Annotated in this window: 12 protein-coding genes; 7 read left to right on the top strand and 5 right to left on the bottom strand. The window is 43.0% G+C overall.

Going from position 1 to position 15818, the window contains the following annotated elements:
* The first annotated feature begins 113 nt into the window (after positions 1 to 113).
* Complete coding sequence (locus ACVBDU_RS17415) at positions 114 to 644, top strand: inorganic diphosphatase (RefSeq protein WP_447181001.1); 531 nt, start codon at positions 114 to 116, stop codon at positions 642 to 644.
* A 1-nt stretch (position 645) separates the two neighbouring features.
* Here ACVBDU_RS17415 and ACVBDU_RS17410 read toward each other — a convergent pair whose 3' ends face one another.
* Positions 646 to 1896, bottom strand: a complete 1251-nt coding sequence (locus ACVBDU_RS17410) for a PepSY-associated TM helix domain-containing protein (RefSeq protein ID WP_447181000.1) — start codon at positions 1894 to 1896, stop codon at positions 646 to 648.
* Positions 1897 to 4326 carry a TonB-dependent siderophore receptor gene (locus tag ACVBDU_RS17405; RefSeq protein WP_447180999.1) on the bottom strand — a complete coding sequence of 810 codons (2430 nt, stop codon included), beginning with the start codon at positions 4324 to 4326 and terminating at the stop codon, positions 1897 to 1899.
* 280 nt (positions 4327 to 4606) lie between these two features.
* Between ACVBDU_RS17405 and ACVBDU_RS17400 the strand changes: the two genes are divergently transcribed.
* Positions 4607 to 6940, top strand: a complete 2334-nt coding sequence (locus ACVBDU_RS17400) for a sodium-translocating pyrophosphatase (RefSeq protein WP_447180998.1) — start codon at positions 4607 to 4609, stop codon at positions 6938 to 6940.
* A gap of 322 nt (positions 6941 to 7262) precedes the next feature.
* Here ACVBDU_RS17400 and ACVBDU_RS17395 read toward each other — a convergent pair whose 3' ends face one another.
* Positions 7263 to 7913: a sterol desaturase family protein gene (locus ACVBDU_RS17395; RefSeq protein ID WP_447180997.1), complete on the bottom strand. Its 651-nt coding sequence runs from the start codon at positions 7911 to 7913 to the stop codon at positions 7263 to 7265.
* Between the two features lie 96 nt (positions 7914 to 8009).
* Positions 8010 to 8624 (bottom strand): deoxynucleoside kinase, encoded by a 615-nt coding sequence (locus tag ACVBDU_RS17390; RefSeq protein ID WP_447180996.1) that lies wholly within the window; start codon positions 8622 to 8624, stop codon positions 8010 to 8012.
* A 496-nt stretch (positions 8625 to 9120) separates the two neighbouring features.
* On the opposite strand from ACVBDU_RS17390, the gene ACVBDU_RS17385 reads away from it, so the two are divergent.
* A complete protein-coding gene (locus ACVBDU_RS17385; RefSeq protein WP_447180995.1) occupies positions 9121 to 9993 on the top strand; it encodes a GLPGLI family protein in 873 nt (290 codons plus the stop codon).
* Between the two features lie 60 nt (positions 9994 to 10053).
* The gene (locus ACVBDU_RS17380) at positions 10054 to 12729 is read left to right on the top strand and encodes a carboxypeptidase regulatory-like domain-containing protein (protein ID WP_447180994.1); all 2676 of its coding nucleotides are present in this window, start codon (positions 10054 to 10056) and stop codon (positions 12727 to 12729) included.
* 12 nt (positions 12730 to 12741) lie between these two features.
* Here the strand turns inward: ACVBDU_RS17380 and ACVBDU_RS17375 are convergent, their stop codons facing one another.
* Complete coding sequence (locus tag ACVBDU_RS17375; RefSeq protein WP_447180993.1) at positions 12742 to 13344, bottom strand: FMN-dependent NADH-azoreductase; 603 nt, start codon at positions 13342 to 13344, stop codon at positions 12742 to 12744.
* 110 nt (positions 13345 to 13454) lie between these two features.
* On the opposite strand from ACVBDU_RS17375, the gene ACVBDU_RS17370 reads away from it, so the two are divergent.
* The 3 genes from ACVBDU_RS17370 to ACVBDU_RS17360 all read left to right on the top strand — a co-directional run bounded on the left by ACVBDU_RS17370 (position 13455) and on the right by ACVBDU_RS17360 (position 15809).
* Positions 13455 to 13805: a winged helix-turn-helix transcriptional regulator gene (locus ACVBDU_RS17370; RefSeq protein WP_447176096.1), complete on the top strand. Its 351-nt coding sequence runs from the start codon at positions 13455 to 13457 to the stop codon at positions 13803 to 13805.
* Positions 13806 to 14226: 421 nt separating this feature from the next.
* The gene (locus ACVBDU_RS17365; protein WP_447180992.1) at positions 14227 to 15021 is read left to right on the top strand and encodes a type IV toxin-antitoxin system AbiEi family antitoxin domain-containing protein; all 795 of its coding nucleotides are present in this window, start codon (positions 14227 to 14229) and stop codon (positions 15019 to 15021) included.
* The gene (locus ACVBDU_RS17360) at positions 15018 to 15809 is read left to right on the top strand and encodes a nucleotidyl transferase AbiEii/AbiGii toxin family protein (protein ID WP_447180991.1); all 792 of its coding nucleotides are present in this window, start codon (positions 15018 to 15020) and stop codon (positions 15807 to 15809) included. Before ACVBDU_RS17365 ends, ACVBDU_RS17360 begins: the two co-directional genes overlap by 4 nt.
* The last annotated feature ends 9 nt before the right edge of the window (positions 15810 to 15818 follow it).

Genomic DNA, 15818 nt, shown 5'->3' with positions numbered 1-15818 from the left:
CTTTTCTGAAAAAATAACGGCATCAGATAAACCTTACATTAAATAAAAAAATTAAATTGTGTTTTACAGGCATCTTCTGTATTTTTGCACCCTTCTTAACACATTGTATAATTATGAGCGCAGCGAAATTAAAGTCTTTTGACGTTTTGATAGAGATCCCCAAGGGGAGTAGAAATAAATATGAATACGATTTTAAACTGAAGAAAGTCCGTTATGACAGGATGATATTTTCTTCTATGCATTATCCTGCGGATTACGGATTTATCCCCGAAACCCTGGCGCTGGACGGCGACCCGCTGGATGTACTTGTGCTGGTTACCGAGTCTACCTTTCCCGGTTGTGTAATGGAGGTTAAGCCTATTGGTGTTTTTCATATGGCCGATGAAAAAGGACCGGACGAAAAGATCGTTTGTGTACCGATATCTGATCCGATATGGAATAAACTCAACAACCTGGGGGACATGAACCCGCACCAGAAAAAAGAAATCGAGCATTTTTTCCAGGTATACAAAGATCTGGAACAAAAAAAGGTTGACGTAGGTGGTTGGGGAGATGTTGAGGAAGCTTATGAGATCATAGATGCCTGTATAGACCGTTTTGAATCTCTTCAGAATAAAGAAGCAGGCTTGTTCAGTATCGGATAAATTAATGTCTTAGAATATATGACAATAAAAAAACAGCGCAGAATAATACACTGCGCTGTTTTTTTGCCTTATAGTACATCCTGTTTTTGGAGGTGGTATTCCTTTTTCGGCGGTTTGGATTTTCTTCCTTTTCTTCCGGATTTCTTAGTGTTTTTTTCTTTTTGTTTCTGCCTCTCCATATCAGAAAGCCGGTTATCGGTGAAGAAGCGGCGACAAGACATACCAGGAAGGCCAGTATTTTGGTGAGGTAGCCATATATACTACCTATGTGGATAGGGTAGACGAGGCGCCGTACTTTATCTCCTGTGGAAAGATCCTTATATAATGTTGTTTTCAATCGTTTGCCCGAATACATATCAAAGTATACCATATCGCGTACATTGGGTATTCCGGCTTCCAGGTTTTCTTTTAAAACAAGAATACTGTTGTCCCCTTTCATATCGCGAATAAGGCGGATATCTCCACGGTACGGAAAGAGGCTGTCGGTTTCCTGTAGCATAGAGGCGTAGAAATAATCCCTTCTTCCGGAAGTATCTTTTGCTGATACATTCTTTACGCGATGTATGGGCTTGGATGTTCCGTCTGCAATGTAGTACATCAGATTTTCGTACCACCGATACGACCAGATGAGACCTGTAAGTGCAATGAAAAGAAGGAAGAAGGAACTATAGAATCCGAATACGGAATGGATGTCCCAGTTAACCCGTTTAAAGGAAGCATTCCACTTGACCTTTAAGCGTGGTTTCAGGTTTTTGAGTTTCACAGGGCACCACAGTACGATACCGCTAATGAGTAATACGACGAATATCAGACAGGAAGCACCGGTTATGGCCTTGCCGGTATTTCCCATTAACAGGTACCGGTGTAGTTCGGTAACTATGGTGAAAAACCGTTTTTTTTGAAAAGTGTCTTTCAGGATAGCGCCGGAATAAGGGTCGGCGGAAAGTACGAGCCTTTCGCCATCTTTGTCCCTAAGATGTATCAGGATACTTCTCTGCGGATCGTTAAATACGTAAAGGTTTGTAAATTCGGAACCGGGATGCCTGTCCTGTGCCTGTTCTACCAGGACGTCTGCAGGAAATCTTTCGGAAGAAACCTGCGGAACCAGGTAGTAAGGCGGATCGAAGAAAGGCCCCAGGTCTTTTTCAAAGACCAGCACACTTCCGCTAAGTGCTACTATAAAAACCACAAGGCCGGAGGCAAGCCCCAGCCATAAGTGTATTGTTCTTATATAGGGTTTCAGTCGTTTCATTTAAAAGGAATACCCTACGGTTAAAAGCCAGTTTCTTGGAGTTCCGGGGAACAGGCGAATATAATCATATCCTCCTACCCAGTGAGTCTTGTCCGTAATATTGTTAATATTCAACTGTAAAGTGAATTTGTTGACGGTATAATAGAGTGCTGCATTCAGCAGGGTATATCCCGGTATGGTTTGCGCGCTGTTTTGCTGCAGTACCCGTTCGGTGACAAAGTTGGTGCCGAAACCTGCACCAAGACCTTTGAAATAACCATGATCAAAATTATACCTGGTCCACAAGTTTCCCTGGTGCTTTGGTGTGTTGGGTTTTTGCAGCCCTGTACGGTTGCCATCAGCATCTTTTACGATCTCAGCTTCTATAAAGGAGTAGGAGGCACTGACACTCCAATTAGGGAATATACGCCCGTTAAGATCGATCTCTATACCCCTGGAACGGTCTTTTCCCACTTGTTGCAATGAGTCTGTGCCGGGTTGGGCGTAAAGGGTGTTTTTCTGTTCGATCTGGTATAAGGCCAGGGTAGCATCAAGTTTACCGTTGAACCAGGATGACTTGCCTCCGAATTCGATCATATTGCTTTTCAGGGGGTCAAAAGGACCTCCCAGGTTGGGGTCCATGTTAGAAGCTGTTTGCGGTTCGAATCCCTGAACATAGGTGCTGTAGAGATTGATGTTGTCTGTAACCGAATAAGTAACTCCTATTCTCGGGAGAAAAGCGTCCTGGTTCACGCTGTTCTCATCGGGCGTGTCGTAATTCAGTTTATCTGTGTAGTAATCGTAGCGGAGACCAACCAGCACTTTCAGTTTTTCCCAGCTGATCTGATCCTGTAGGTACACGCCATGAGAGTTATATAGTTCCGGGCCGTACGACCGTACCGTGTAGATATAATTGTTCATGTCTTTTAACTGTTGAGAGGCCACGGGATTTGTCAGGTCAAAATGTGCAACATTGGGTATGGGGTTGCTGTTGGAATCAAAGCGAAAATCTCCCGAGTTGCTCAAACTGTAATTTTTAGCTCCTCCGTCAGTTGTGAGGTAACCGTTCGCCTGTAATTGCGATCCGCCACGGGGTATTTCCTGCTGGGCATAATCATATCCTACAATGAGGTTGTGGTCCAGGGCCCCTGTTTGTGCTTTGTAGTTGAAGAAAGCAGAAAGATTGTCTATAAATCTCTTGCGCTTGCGCTGGAATACCTGCATGGCTATCTGGTCCGGGATAGGCTGACCGAGACTGTCTAGGGCATATTGATTGGCCCCTCTGTGTTCCAGAAGATCTTCGTTATATCCGGTGCGTATGTAAGATGCCGAGAAAGACAGGTTGTCGGTAAACTGGTGGTTCAGCGCTATGGTAATAATATAGGTCTCTTCATTGAGGAAGTCGTTGGTAGCACTCAGGGACTGTGATATGGATGTAGAATACAGATCATCCTTAAAAGTGGATTGCCCCCGGTCCAGTCGGCTTTTCGAACTGTTGTAGATAAGGTCGAAATTCACTCTTGTTTTGTCCGTAGGCAAAAAGGATATGGAGGGGGCTATAACGAGATTTTTATCAAATTGCAGATCGCGGAAGCTGTTGGCATCCTCATATCCTATATTAAGACGATAAAGTAGTGATTTGTCTTTGGTCAGGGATCCTGTAAAATCTCCCAAAGCCCTAAGGGTATTAAAACTTCCTGTGGAAAAACTCACGGAATTCCTTACCTCGTCCAGTGGTTTTTTGGTTACCCGGTTGATGACCCCACCCGGAGAAGCATTTCCGAACAGGGCGGAGGAAGGCCCTTTTAATACTTCCACGCGTTCCAGGTAATTGGCCAAAGGTTGTTTCCAGAAGCCGGTAGAGGTTCGCATACCATTAAGCAATTGCGTGTTACTGCCACCATTGATGCGGTATCCCCTTATGATAATATCGTCGTAGAAAGTATTCTGGTTCACACCACTGAAGTTTTTAACAATATCTCCGACACGCATTACACCCTGGTCGGCAATGAGTTCTTTGGTAGCGTAGGAAACCGCCTGAGGAAGGTCTTTAAGTGCGACCTCCGTTTTGGCGCCTACAAAAGATGTGGTGTTTTTATAGCTTTTTTCTTTACGTCCTATTACTTCCACGGTCTGCAAAGCAGTTACGCTTTCCTGTAATTGAAAGTCGAGGTTCAGGGTCTGCCCTTCCGCCAGGGTAATGTTGTGTTCCTGGGTGGTAAAACCTATTTCCGACACTGTCAGGGTATAATTTCCGGGAGGAATGTTCTTTAATTGGAAATAACCGTTCTCATCGGCGGAAGCGCCCCGGCTTAATTCGTTTATGAATACATTGGAGAAAGCCGCGGGTTCATCCGCCCCGTTGGTTACTTTCCCGGTAACGGTAGCCCGCTGCTGTGCGTACATGATACAACTGGCAAGTAGCAGGAAATAAGTGATACAAAATTTCATATTATGGAGGTCTGTTTATTTAACGGGGACGAAATTAATACATTATTTATATTTAGTATAAATAAATTGAAATGTTTTTTTCACCTTTATTTTCCGGGACAGGAGAAGGGGTGGGGTATTTTATTGCCGAAGTAATAAAAATGATAATTCTGCCACCGGTTTATTTTTTTATTTTTAAACGGAAGTATTAGGTATTCACAATTCTTTAATATCAGACTTACAGATAACCGTTCATTTTTATTACATTTATGGTGATTTATTTATAAAAACTTTGAAAAATATGGAGTCCAATACTATTTTTTTGCCGATTATTATGGCAATCCTGGGGCTTGTCTACATGCTTGTAAAAGCAATGTGGGTCAAAAAACAGGATGCAGGAAATGAAAAGATGAAATCCATTTCCAAATACATCAAAGAAGGAGCGCTGGCATTTTTGCAGGCCGAATATCGCCTTCTTCTTATTTTTGTTATCATTGCGGCTATTGCTCTCGGAGTTATAGCCTTTTTTGTACCCACTACACACTGGCTTATTATTGTAGCCTTTGTTTTTGGGGCGTTTTTCTCCGCTCTGGCAGGAAACATCGGCATGCGCATTGCCACCGAGAGTAATGTGAGGACTACACAAGCTGCGAGGACCAGCTTACCACAGGCGCTTAAAGTCTCTTTTTCGGGAGGTACGGTAATGGGGCTGGGTGTAGCAGGACTGGCAGTTTTGGGACTCAGTCTTTTCTTCCTGGTATTTACCAAAATGTTCCTTGTCGGTGACGCGGGTTTTTATGAAGAGATGACCATCGTATTGGAAGCCCTGGCCGGGTTTTCCCTGGGAGCGGAATCCATAGCCCTGTTTGCACGTGTGGGCGGAGGTATCTATACCAAAGCGGCAGATGTAGGGGCGGACCTGGTAGGAAAGGTAGAAGCGGGTATTCCGGAAGACGACCCGAGAAACCCTGCGACCATAGCAGATAATGTTGGAGATAATGTGGGCGATGTGGCCGGTATGGGTGCGGATCTTTTCGGGTCGTATGTGGCTACCGTTCTCGCTTCCATGGTACTTGGAAATTATATTATCCGGGAAATGGCGGAGATCAATGGTGGTTTTACGGACGCATTCGGAGGAATGGGGCCTATTCTGCTTCCCATAGTGATTGCCGGAGTAGGTATTATCGCATCGATAATAGGTACTTTAGTAGTGCGGATAAGCAGCAATGAAGCCAGGGAAGCACAGGTGCAAAAGGCTTTGAATATGGGAAACTGGCTCGCCATTATTCTTACGGTAGTAGCCTGTTATTTTTTGATCCAGTGGATGCTTCCCGAAACGATTCATATGAAATTCTTCGGGGAAGGATTTAAGGAAATTCCCAATAATAATGTCTTTTTTGCTACTATTATAGGGCTGGCCGTAGGCGGTCTCATATCATTTTTTACGGAATACTATACCGGTTTGGGTAAAAGACCGGTATTGAATATCGTACAAAATTCGTCAACGGGAGCTGCAACCAATATTATAGCGGGACTGGCTACAGGAATGAAGTCTACTTTTTCATCCGTGCTTTTATTCGCAGGAGCCATCTGGGGTTCCTATGCTCTGGCCGGTTTTTACGGAGTGGCTATTGCTGCATCCGCAATGATGGCTACCACTGCTATGCAGCTGGCTATCGATGCTTTCGGGCCTATAGCCGACAATGCCGGAGGGATAGCGGAAATGAGCGAATTACCGGAAGAAGTCCGGGGACGTACGGACATACTGGACTCCGTGGGTAATACCACTGCTGCCGTAGGTAAGGGATTTGCCATAGCTTCTGCAGCCCTTACGGCACTGGCGCTTTTTGCAGCATATGTGACTTTTACAGGCATTGATGGTATAAATATCTTTAAAGCAGATGTCCTTGCTGCGTTGTTTATCGGCGGTATGGTGCCCGTTATCTTTTCTGCTCTTGCCATTCAGAGTGTGGGGAAGGCGGCTATGGAAATGGTGAAGGAAGTACGGCGTCAGTTCCGTGAAATTCCCGGAATCATGGAGGGCACCGGGGAACCGGACTACGGCAGGTGTGTGGATATATCAACCCAGGCCGCGCTGCGTGAAATGATATTGCCCGGGGCCATAGCTATTCTTTCACCCGTACTTATAGGCTTTGTTATGGGAGCTGAAGCGCTGGGAAGTTATATGGCCGGTGTGGCAGTGTCCGGTGTGGTATGGGCCATTTTCCAGAACAATGCAGGAGGTGCCTGGGACAACGCAAAAAAATCTTTTGAGGCCGGGGTGGAAATAGACGGTAAAATGACCTATAAAGGTTCGGATGCGCATAAAGCCGCGGTTACCGGAGACACGGTAGGCGACCCTTTTAAAGACACTTCCGGGCCTTCCATGAATATTCTTATTAAGTTAACCTGCCTGGTAGCACTGGTCATTGCTCCCATATTAGGAGGAGAGACGGCCGAGACGGTTTCTTTGCGGGAAGATATCCGCAAGGAAGTCGATGTGAAAATGTCTGCCGGAGAGGGCGAAAATACCCGGACGGCAATCATAACGTCCAAAAGAGTGAATGGGGAAACAGTGAAAGAAGAAACTTCGGAAGAGACTGAGACAATCTTAGAGGAGATAAGAGAAAAATAAAAATATAGCAATCCATAAATAACCTGCCGGAAGGCAGGTTTATTGGTCTCAATTTTAGGTTTTAAACCCTGCCCGATCCCGATAATTATCAGGATTATTGCAGAGACTTTAGTTTCTATAAATTTTTTGTGTTACCCTATGGTTATTAAGTTACTCTGTTGTTGAGTTATTGGGTGTTGCCTAAATAGCCTAATAACCATGGCAATTTCCCGCTTGTCGGACGGGCAGGATTGCCACTTTCTAAACCTCTGGGCTTGCAGTCCGGAATTGTTTTTTATAATGCTATTCGGAAATTTGCGTATCCGTGATTTTTAAAAAGTTACTACAATCTGTTCACCTCCGCGTTTTCTCCCGGATTTCTGGGCATAGTACCGAAAATATGGTCCCATAGCGGGGAGGACACACCAAAAGCCCTGTCCGGTTCCCTGTAGTGGTGAATAGAGTGGTGAAACCAAAGTATTTTAAGGAAGTTGTTGGGAACCTTAAATGCGTGTACCGAATAATGGACGCCCAGGTAGGCATTATACCCAATGAAGAATCCCGCAAGGAAACCAAACGCGTAATCTCCCATAACTGCCCTATACAGTATAAAAAATACGGTAGCGATAATAAGGCTGAGTACGGGAGGCATGGCCAGCCTGGATTTGTCCTTCGGGTAATCGTGGTGTACGCCATGCATGGTGTATGCTATTTTTTTTCGCTTTTCCGTAGTGGCCGGCATGTGATAAAAATAGCGGTGCATAATATATTCCACGAGTGTAAAGAATACAGCTCCTGCTGCAAAGAGCAATATCATTTCCGGTACCTGGAACCCTTTTTCCACGATACCATAGTAAATAAGAACCGCAGCGATCATCGTAAATATGACCAGCGGCATGGAAATATGCGTGTGTGTCAGTTTTTCCAGTATAGGATTGTCAAATAGTTTTACGGAACCCTTGTGTTTGGGACGTTTGTGCTTTGTTGATTCCATAGATATAAGATTGAAAAGTTATTCATCTGCGGGCTATCGGTCTTTATACAAAACAGCAATACCTTTGGAAATCCTGTAAAACCTGATAACCAACTCCTAAAATAATCCGTTGAGTTCGGCATCGATCTTTTGGATGACATCACCCAAATCTTCCGGACTATCTACAAAATTAAGCTTATCTACATCAATAATCAAAAATTTTCCTTTGTCATATGTGTGTGCCCATGCCTCATAGCGTTCATTGAGCCTGCTGAGGTAATCGATAGATATGGAGTTCTCGTATTCCCGTCCTCTTTTATGGATCTGGCTTACAAGATTTGGAATGGAACTTCTCAGATAAATAAGCAGGTCCGGGGGCTGTACCAGGTTTTCCATGAGCTCAAACAACGACTGGTAATTCTCAAAATCCCGATTGGTCATCAGTCCCATGGCATACAGGTTTGGCGCAAAGATATAAGCATCTTCATATATGGTTCTGTCCTGGATTATGGTCTTGCCACTTTCCCTTATCTGCAATATCTGCCGGAACCGGCTGTTCAGAAAGTAAATCTGGAGGTTAAAACTCCAACGCTCCATTTGCGTATAAAAATCGTCGAGGTAAGGATTGTCTACTACATCCTCAAACTGTGCCTCCCATTTAAAATGCTTAGCTAACAATTTGGTCAAAGTAGTCTTTCCGGCACCTATGTTCCCGGCTACGGCAATGTGCATAGTATGATAATAATTGAGTGATAAATATTTTTCTAATGTAAATATACAAGTTATCCTTGTTCGGGTAAAATATTTTTGGCTGCTTTCCGGTACAAATATACAGCAACATCTCCGGTTTAATCTCGTCTTTAACTATATAGGAAAGCGAATCTGAAAATGTTAAAAAATGACATTTCGTCTCTTAGTACACATAAAAGTGTGCTCGAAAAAGATATTTCCATGCTTCCTGGTATGGTAACGAAGGAATCCATGGGTTTCGTATCCGGCAGGGAACTTTGTAGCAATAGTGATAATCGGTTGGTCTGTAAAACCTACGCTTTTGTATAGGCATGTCGGTGATTGATCTATTTTATTTTCAAAGGGAAAATTAACAGTCTAAATTTATTCCGGAGCCAGCACATATCTGTCTGCGGCAAACCGGAATCGCGTTGTAGTGTTAAAGAGTGTTTGCGTCTGTGCATTAAATAATTAAACTCGTTTTATATATATGGGACTTATGAGAAAAATAGCAGTTACCGGTTTGTTGTTTATCGGAATGTTGTGTTCCGTTTCCGCCCAGGATTTCCAGGGAAAAGCAATCTATGAGAGCAAAACCAACGTAGATATGGACTTTGAAGGTATGGATATGCCCGAAGAAGCGAAAAAGAGAATGATGGAAAGGATGAAACAGAATCTTGAAAAAACCTTTATCCTGGATTTTAATCGTACGGAATCATTATATAAAGAAGAAGAACAATTAGAACGACCCGTAGCGGAAAGGGGAGTTATGGGTATGGCGGTTTTCGCAGGTCCGGGAGGAGGGGGGATTTACTACAAAGACGTGAAGAATTCAACGTATTGCAACCAGGTAGAAGTGTTCGGGAAAATATTCCGTGTAAAAGATTCCCTGCCCGGCTTACAATGGAAACTGGAAAATGAAACCAGGAAGATCGGGGAATACACCTGCTATAAGGCTATGGCAATAAGAAAAGTATCCCTGTCCGAATTTTCAGTGCGACCGGCGAAGAGAAACAAAAGGGAAAAACCGGCGGATTCGCATGAAGAGCCTTCCGGGGCAGCAGATAGGGAAATCGTCATAACAGCATGGTATGCCCCGGAAATCCCTATTAATCTGGGTCCCGGAGAATATTGGGGACTTCCGGGACTTATCCTGGAAGTAAGTACCGAAAGGACTACCATCACATGTTCGAGGATAGTATTGAACCTACAGGATAAAGAGAAAATAGAAGCTCCTAAAAAAGGGAAAGAGGTCTCTCAATCCGAATTTGATGAGATCATGCGAAAAAAAATGGAAGAAATAAAGGAAATGCACCGGGGTGAAGGACGAAACCGGGGCGATGGTGGTAGAGTTTTCCATATCGGTGGATAGATCGATCCGGATAGAGGGATTCTTCCGACACCTTATTATGTTTAAATAGTGATTACGGCTATGAAATACTACATATATTTTTTCCTGGGATGTTTTTGTGTTCCTTCTGTTTGTGCGCAGTCGGTTGCACTGGGGGGGACTGTAAAGGATAGTACCGGTGTTTTTCTGGAAATGGCCAATGTGGTAGCCATAAACCGGGAAACACAGAATCTCGATGCTTTTGGGGTATCCAATAGCGAGGGCAGGTACAAACTACAATTGAGCCGTGGAAAAACATACGATGTTAAGGTGAGTTACCTGGGGATGAAAACGGAAGAGTTTGCCATAACTGTACAGGAAGACATTTTTAAAGACATTGTTCTTCTGCCCAAGGCTGATCGTTTGGATGAAGTTGAGGTTACTTATGAAATGCCGGTCACCGTAAAAGGAGATACTATAATATATAATGCGGATGCCTTTAATAAGGGAACGGAGAAAAAGCTGAAGGACGTATTGAAAAACCTGCCTGGTGTTGAAATAACATCCGACGGGGAAATAGAAGTGGAAGGAAAAAAGGTAGGAAGGGTAAAAGTGGAAGGTAAGGATTTTTTTGAAGGCGATTCCAAGCTGGCTGCAGAGAATATCCCGGCCAATGCGGTGGATAAGGTGGAAGTATTGCGCAGTTTTAACGAGGTCTCCCAGATGAAAGGATTGACCAATGACGACGATAATATTGCGCTTAATATTAAGCTAAAGGAAGGGAAAAAGAACTTCTGGTTTGGCGAGATTACGGCAGGGGCAGGCCCGGATGAACGCTATCTTGCCCATCCCAAGTTGTTTTATTACAGTCCGGAATACAGTCTGAATATCATAACGGATGTAAACAATATAGGGGAACTGCCGTTTACCATGCAGGACTATTTTAATTTTACAGGTGGGTTCCGGGCTTTCAATCAAAGAGGAGGGACCAGTTTTAATCTGGCATCCAATGACCTGGGGCTGTCGCTTATGCAGAATAACCGGGCCAGGGAAATAGATACTAAATTCGGAGCTTTCAATTTTAGTTATTCCCCTACCGGTTCCTGGGATGTGGGTGGTTTTGCTATTTATTCGTATTCGGGTACGGAAATGCAGACGGATGCGTCGCGAACTTTTATAGAATCGGGAGAGACGGAACATACTACAACTGCAACCGATCAGAAAAGCAGATTGGGACTGGCCAAGCTGAATTCCGTTTACAAGCCTAATGCGGACCTGCAGATAGATTATGATATTTTACTGAAAATGTCAGATCAACAGGAGGTCACGGACCGGGTGTCCGTTTCGAATGTTACCGATGACATCCGGGAATACAAAGAGCAGACCCCGCTTACTCTTACGCAGAGCGCCAATGTATATTATACCCTGAACAAAAAAAACATTTTTACGGCGGAGATAAGGCATATGTATCAGAATGAAGACCCCTTTTACAATGCAATACGTGATTTACAGCCTTTTCAGGGGGTGTTGCCTTTTGACGACGGACAGAGCGAGTACAATATTAACCAGGAACGATTGGTAAAGACCAACAGGGTCGATGCCATGATAGATCATTACCTGATAACCGGAAAGAAAAGCCATTTCAATTTTACTTTTGGGGCTACCTATAGCCACCAGGATTTTAATTCGGATATTTTTCAAATCCTTGATGACGGTGCCGTGATGCCGTTGGAAGGGGAAAGTTATGCCAATGATGTTACATATGACTTCTCGGATGTGTTTTTCGGATTTCATTACAAACTCGTGGCTGGTATATTTACACTTAATCCTGGTTTTACCGTACACAGCTACAGAACGGAAAATAAACAGTTTGGCACATCGGTTACCGATAGTTCGTTTGCTGTGTTGCCGGATGTCTACATAAATCTTCAGTTTAAAAAATCGGAAAATCTCAGGTTTAATTATGGTATAACCAGGGAATTTACCGATATCAACAAGCTGGCGCAGGGGTATGTTTTTAATAATTACAATGCCATATACGGTGGTAACAGGGAATTGGAAAGTGCCCTGTACCATAATCTTTCCCTAAATTATTTCAGCTTTAATATGTTTAACTTCACCAACATTTTTGCCGGCCTGTCCTATAATAAACGTATAAATGCTTTGAAAAGCAGTGGGAGTATAGAGGGGATTAACCAGGTGAGTACAACTATAAATTCCGGTTTTGAAGATGATGTGTTCACTGCGTCGGGCCGGTATGAAAAACGATGGAATCATTACAAGGCTTCGTTACGGGCAAACCTTTCCTATTCCCGGTTTAACAATATAGTGAATGCAGAGAGGCGTATTTCCGAATCGTTTACACAGGATTATCAGTTCAGTATGGCTACCAATTTCCGGGACATCCCCAATGTGGAACTAGGATATGACTTTAACCGGAATAACTATGACAACGGAGGGAACGCGACAACATACTTTACGGACAAACCCTTTGTACGGGTGGATGCCGCCTTTTTAAAAGGATTTATTTTTACTGCCGATTACACCTACAACCACTACAGGGACAAGGAAAAAACGGTGAAAAACGAATATTCTTTTCTCAATGCCGATCTTTCGTATCAGAAAAAAGACAGTCCGTGGGAATACAGTGTGGGAGTTACTAACGTATTGAATAACGAAGAGCTGAACCAAGACAGTTTTGATGAGCTTTATTTCAATAGTTCCCGGTACCTGGTTCAGCCCCGTTATACGATGTTGAAGGTAAAATACAATTTGTAAATATCTGCCGGATTAAGCGATTTCTGCAGTTTCCAGTGCTTTTTCCAATGCAATTGCCCTTGTGGTTTCCATTGCGGTGCCCTCGGCACGGAAGATCTCGATATCCGTCATACCCAGAAAACCAAGGACGGCTTTCAGGTAACCCGGAATAAAATCGTATCCCTGGTTTGGCCCTTCGGTATAAATACCGCCGGAAGCCAGTGCGATGTAAACTTTTTTGCCTTTTACCAGTCCCTCCGGCCCGTTTTCCGTATAGCGGAAAGTTATTCCGGCCCGGGCAATATGGTCAATCCATGCTTTTAACTGGGAAGGGATGTTGAAATTGTACATAGGGACGTCCAACACCAGGGTATCCGCTTCAAAAAGTTCCCGAACCGATCTTTCGGATTGTTGTATAGCTCTGATATCATCGGAAGTACGATCCTCTTCGGGGGTGAAAAATGCATTTACCGTTTCGGTCTGCATATGCGGAAAAGCCTCGCGGACCAGATCCCTTTCTCTCACCCGTATTTCGGGATATACTTCTTTTAGCCTTTCTATAATGGCATTTCCCAGTCGGGTGCTATAGGAGTTTTCTCCCTGGAGACCGGATTTAATGTGCAATATATTTTTCATGTTTGTAAAGTTTATTCAAAAGTATGTATCTTTACTTTACAATTGTGAGTAGTATACCAAAGGTTAGTACTAACCTTTTGGTTACCTGCTGTAATTTTATGTGGAAAACCATGAAAACAACTATTTCCAAAGAGACCTGTCAAAAACGATTAAAAGGTATTGACGATGCCCTGTATGCCATTGGTGGAAAATGGCGGCTGAAGATCATCATTGCACTAAAGGAAGACTGTACCAGGTTTAATGAGATACAGCGGACCATTGGCATTTCAGCAAAAATGCTTTCGGTAGAATTAAAAGAGCTGGAACTCAACGGCTTTTTAAAGCGCGAAGTACATACCGGACCCCCCGTAGTTGTGGAATATAAAATAACCGAATATAGTGATTCCCTTGAAGATGTTCTGCAGGCTCTGAGTGACTGGGGAGAAAAACACAGGGAAAAGATAAGGCAGGAGCGTTCCTGAAAGGACATTGTACCTGATCCTGATTACCATATTTTGCCCATAAGAAACCCGCTTGAATTTCAAGCGGGCTTTTTTATGGTGGAGTTTCCAAGACTATTGTCGAGCCAATTTGTGGAAGAATTGATGCTTTTTGGCAAATCTTGTCAAACCTGAACTGAAGGAGGTATAACATAGATTTTAAAGAGTTTTACAGTAGCTTAATGGGGTTGTCGTGACTTATTATTGGATGGTCGTTGAATCTGATACTTTTGTAATAACAAGGATGCGGCTAAAGATTTGTTGCAACATTGATAATGAGCTTTGTTTTAGAACGCTTTAGACCTTGTCTTTATATGTCGTAGGCCTTGACTAATTTAATATGTTTAGTGTTTTTATGCGTATTTAACTACTTTTTACTACCTTGTGCATAAAAATACTAAAAATGCAAAGTGTTGCTGAATTTGTAGACAAATGTTTGGCGTATGAGCAATATGCATTCTCCTGGAGAGAGCTTAAATCTGAAGTAAATAAGACAGATACAGCATTAAAGCATGAATTAGTTCGGCTTTCGAAGAAGAAAGAAGTGCTCACACTTCGTCAGGGGTTTTATTTGATCCTGCCTCCTCGGTATAGAAACTATGGTCGGTTACCACTGGAACTTTATGTAGAAAGGTTGTTCAAGTTCTTAGGAAGACCATACTACATCGCCTTTTTTTCAGCGGCTGCATTTCATGAGGCAAGTCACCAGCAGGTTCAGCAAAGCTACCTCATGACAAAAATTCCCAACCTACGAGATATTAAAAAAGGAGCTATCTACCTGAATATTTCTGTTGCCAGCAAGTGGCCTGAGAAAAACATTTTACAAAGGAAGTCAGATGCAGGCTTCTTCAATGTTTCATCTCCTGCTTTGACAGCTATTGATCTAATCCATTATCAATCCAAAATAGGAGGATTAAACCGGGTGCTGACTGTTTTAGAAGAATTAAGCGAGTCTATGGAGTCGCAAGATATCTGTGACTTGCTTCAGTGGTACCCGTATACCAGCTCTATCCAACGTTTAGGATTTCTTCTGGAAGAATTACAGGTTGGCACCTCTCTTATCGAACCGATAGAAGAGTATTTCAAGAGCCGCAGTTATTTTCCCGTACTATTAAGTCCTGAAAAGGATAACAGTCCTGGGAGTGTAAATAATAACTGGAAAGTGGATGTGAATATTGAATTAGAAAGTGACTTATGATTCCAAAACCGTATATAGCAAAATGGAAGGACTATGCACCCTGGAATACCAATGAGCAAGTTGAACAAAACCTGATCATATCAAGGGCTCTGGTAGCACTTTTTTCAGATAAATTTCTAAGCGAAAACCTGGCCTTCAGAGGAGGTACAGCACTACACAAACTCTACCTGAACCCTGCACCACGATACTCAGAAGATATCGATCTGGTCCAGATCAAAGAAGGCCCGATCAAGCCCATTTTACAACGAATAGATGAAGTCATTACCTTTTTTGAAGAAGATCGTGTAGTTAAACCAAAAGCTAACAACAATACCATTCTTTATCGTTTCCATTCAGAATATTCACCCGATAAACGCCTAAGATTAAAGATAGAAATCAATTGTCGGGAACATTTTAACCTCCTGGGATGGAATGCCTTCCCTTTCAGAGTGAAAAGCGATTGGTTTTCCGGAAAATGCGAAATCACTACTTATGGCCTGGACGAACTTTTGGGAACTAAGCTTCGTGCACTCTATCAACGTAGAAAAGGCAGAGACTTATTTGACCTCTACTACGCGGATCAACATGCAACATTAGATTATGAAAAGATCATTCATTGCTACAATGAATACATGAAATTCGTAGTGGGCAAAACACCGACCCAAAAGGAATTCCTGCTCAATATGGAAGAAAAAAAGAGGTCACTCCTGTTTTCAGGGGATATGCAAGGACTTCTGAACCCTAACCTGAAGTATAAGCAAGAAGAGGCTTTTGAGTGGTTGTTCGATAAATTGATACAAAAACTTTAGACCATTTGT

The organism is Sinomicrobium endophyticum (genome assembly GCF_052983315.1).
Note: the sequence above shows the minus strand (reverse complement) of the source record. Positions and strands in the feature narration are given on the sequence as shown.

What these genes read in the sequence shown, in the direction of transcription:
- ACVBDU_RS17375 (WP_447180993.1), bottom strand. Translation starts at nt 13,344, where the DNA reads ATGAAAAATATATTGCACATTAAATCCGGTCTCCAGGGAGAAAACTCC.
- ACVBDU_RS17395 (WP_447180997.1), bottom strand. Translation starts at nt 7,913, where the DNA reads ATGGAATCAACAAAGCACAAACGTCCCAAACACAAGGGTTCCGTAAAA.
- ACVBDU_RS17385 (WP_447180995.1), top strand. Translation starts at nt 9,121, where the DNA reads ATGAGAAAAATAGCAGTTACCGGTTTGTTGTTTATCGGAATGTTGTGT.
- ACVBDU_RS17410 (WP_447181000.1), bottom strand. Translation starts at nt 1,896, where the DNA reads ATGAAACGACTGAAACCCTATATAAGAACAATACACTTATGGCTGGGG.
- ACVBDU_RS17415 (WP_447181001.1), top strand. Translation starts at nt 114, where the DNA reads ATGAGCGCAGCGAAATTAAAGTCTTTTGACGTTTTGATAGAGATCCCC.
- ACVBDU_RS17365 (WP_447180992.1), top strand. Translation starts at nt 14,227, where the DNA reads ATGCAAAGTGTTGCTGAATTTGTAGACAAATGTTTGGCGTATGAGCAA.
- ACVBDU_RS17390 (WP_447180996.1), bottom strand. Translation starts at nt 8,624, where the DNA reads ATGCACATTGCCGTAGCCGGGAACATAGGTGCCGGAAAGACTACTTTG.
- ACVBDU_RS17360 (WP_447180991.1), top strand. Translation starts at nt 15,018, where the DNA reads ATGATTCCAAAACCGTATATAGCAAAATGGAAGGACTATGCACCCTGG.
- ACVBDU_RS17380 (WP_447180994.1), top strand. Translation starts at nt 10,054, where the DNA reads ATGAAATACTACATATATTTTTTCCTGGGATGTTTTTGTGTTCCTTCT.
- ACVBDU_RS17400 (WP_447180998.1), top strand. Translation starts at nt 4,607, where the DNA reads ATGGAGTCCAATACTATTTTTTTGCCGATTATTATGGCAATCCTGGGG.
- ACVBDU_RS17405 (WP_447180999.1), bottom strand. Translation starts at nt 4,326, where the DNA reads ATGAAATTTTGTATCACTTATTTCCTGCTACTTGCCAGTTGTATCATG.
- ACVBDU_RS17370 (WP_447176096.1), top strand. Translation starts at nt 13,455, where the DNA reads ATGAAAACAACTATTTCCAAAGAGACCTGTCAAAAACGATTAAAAGGT.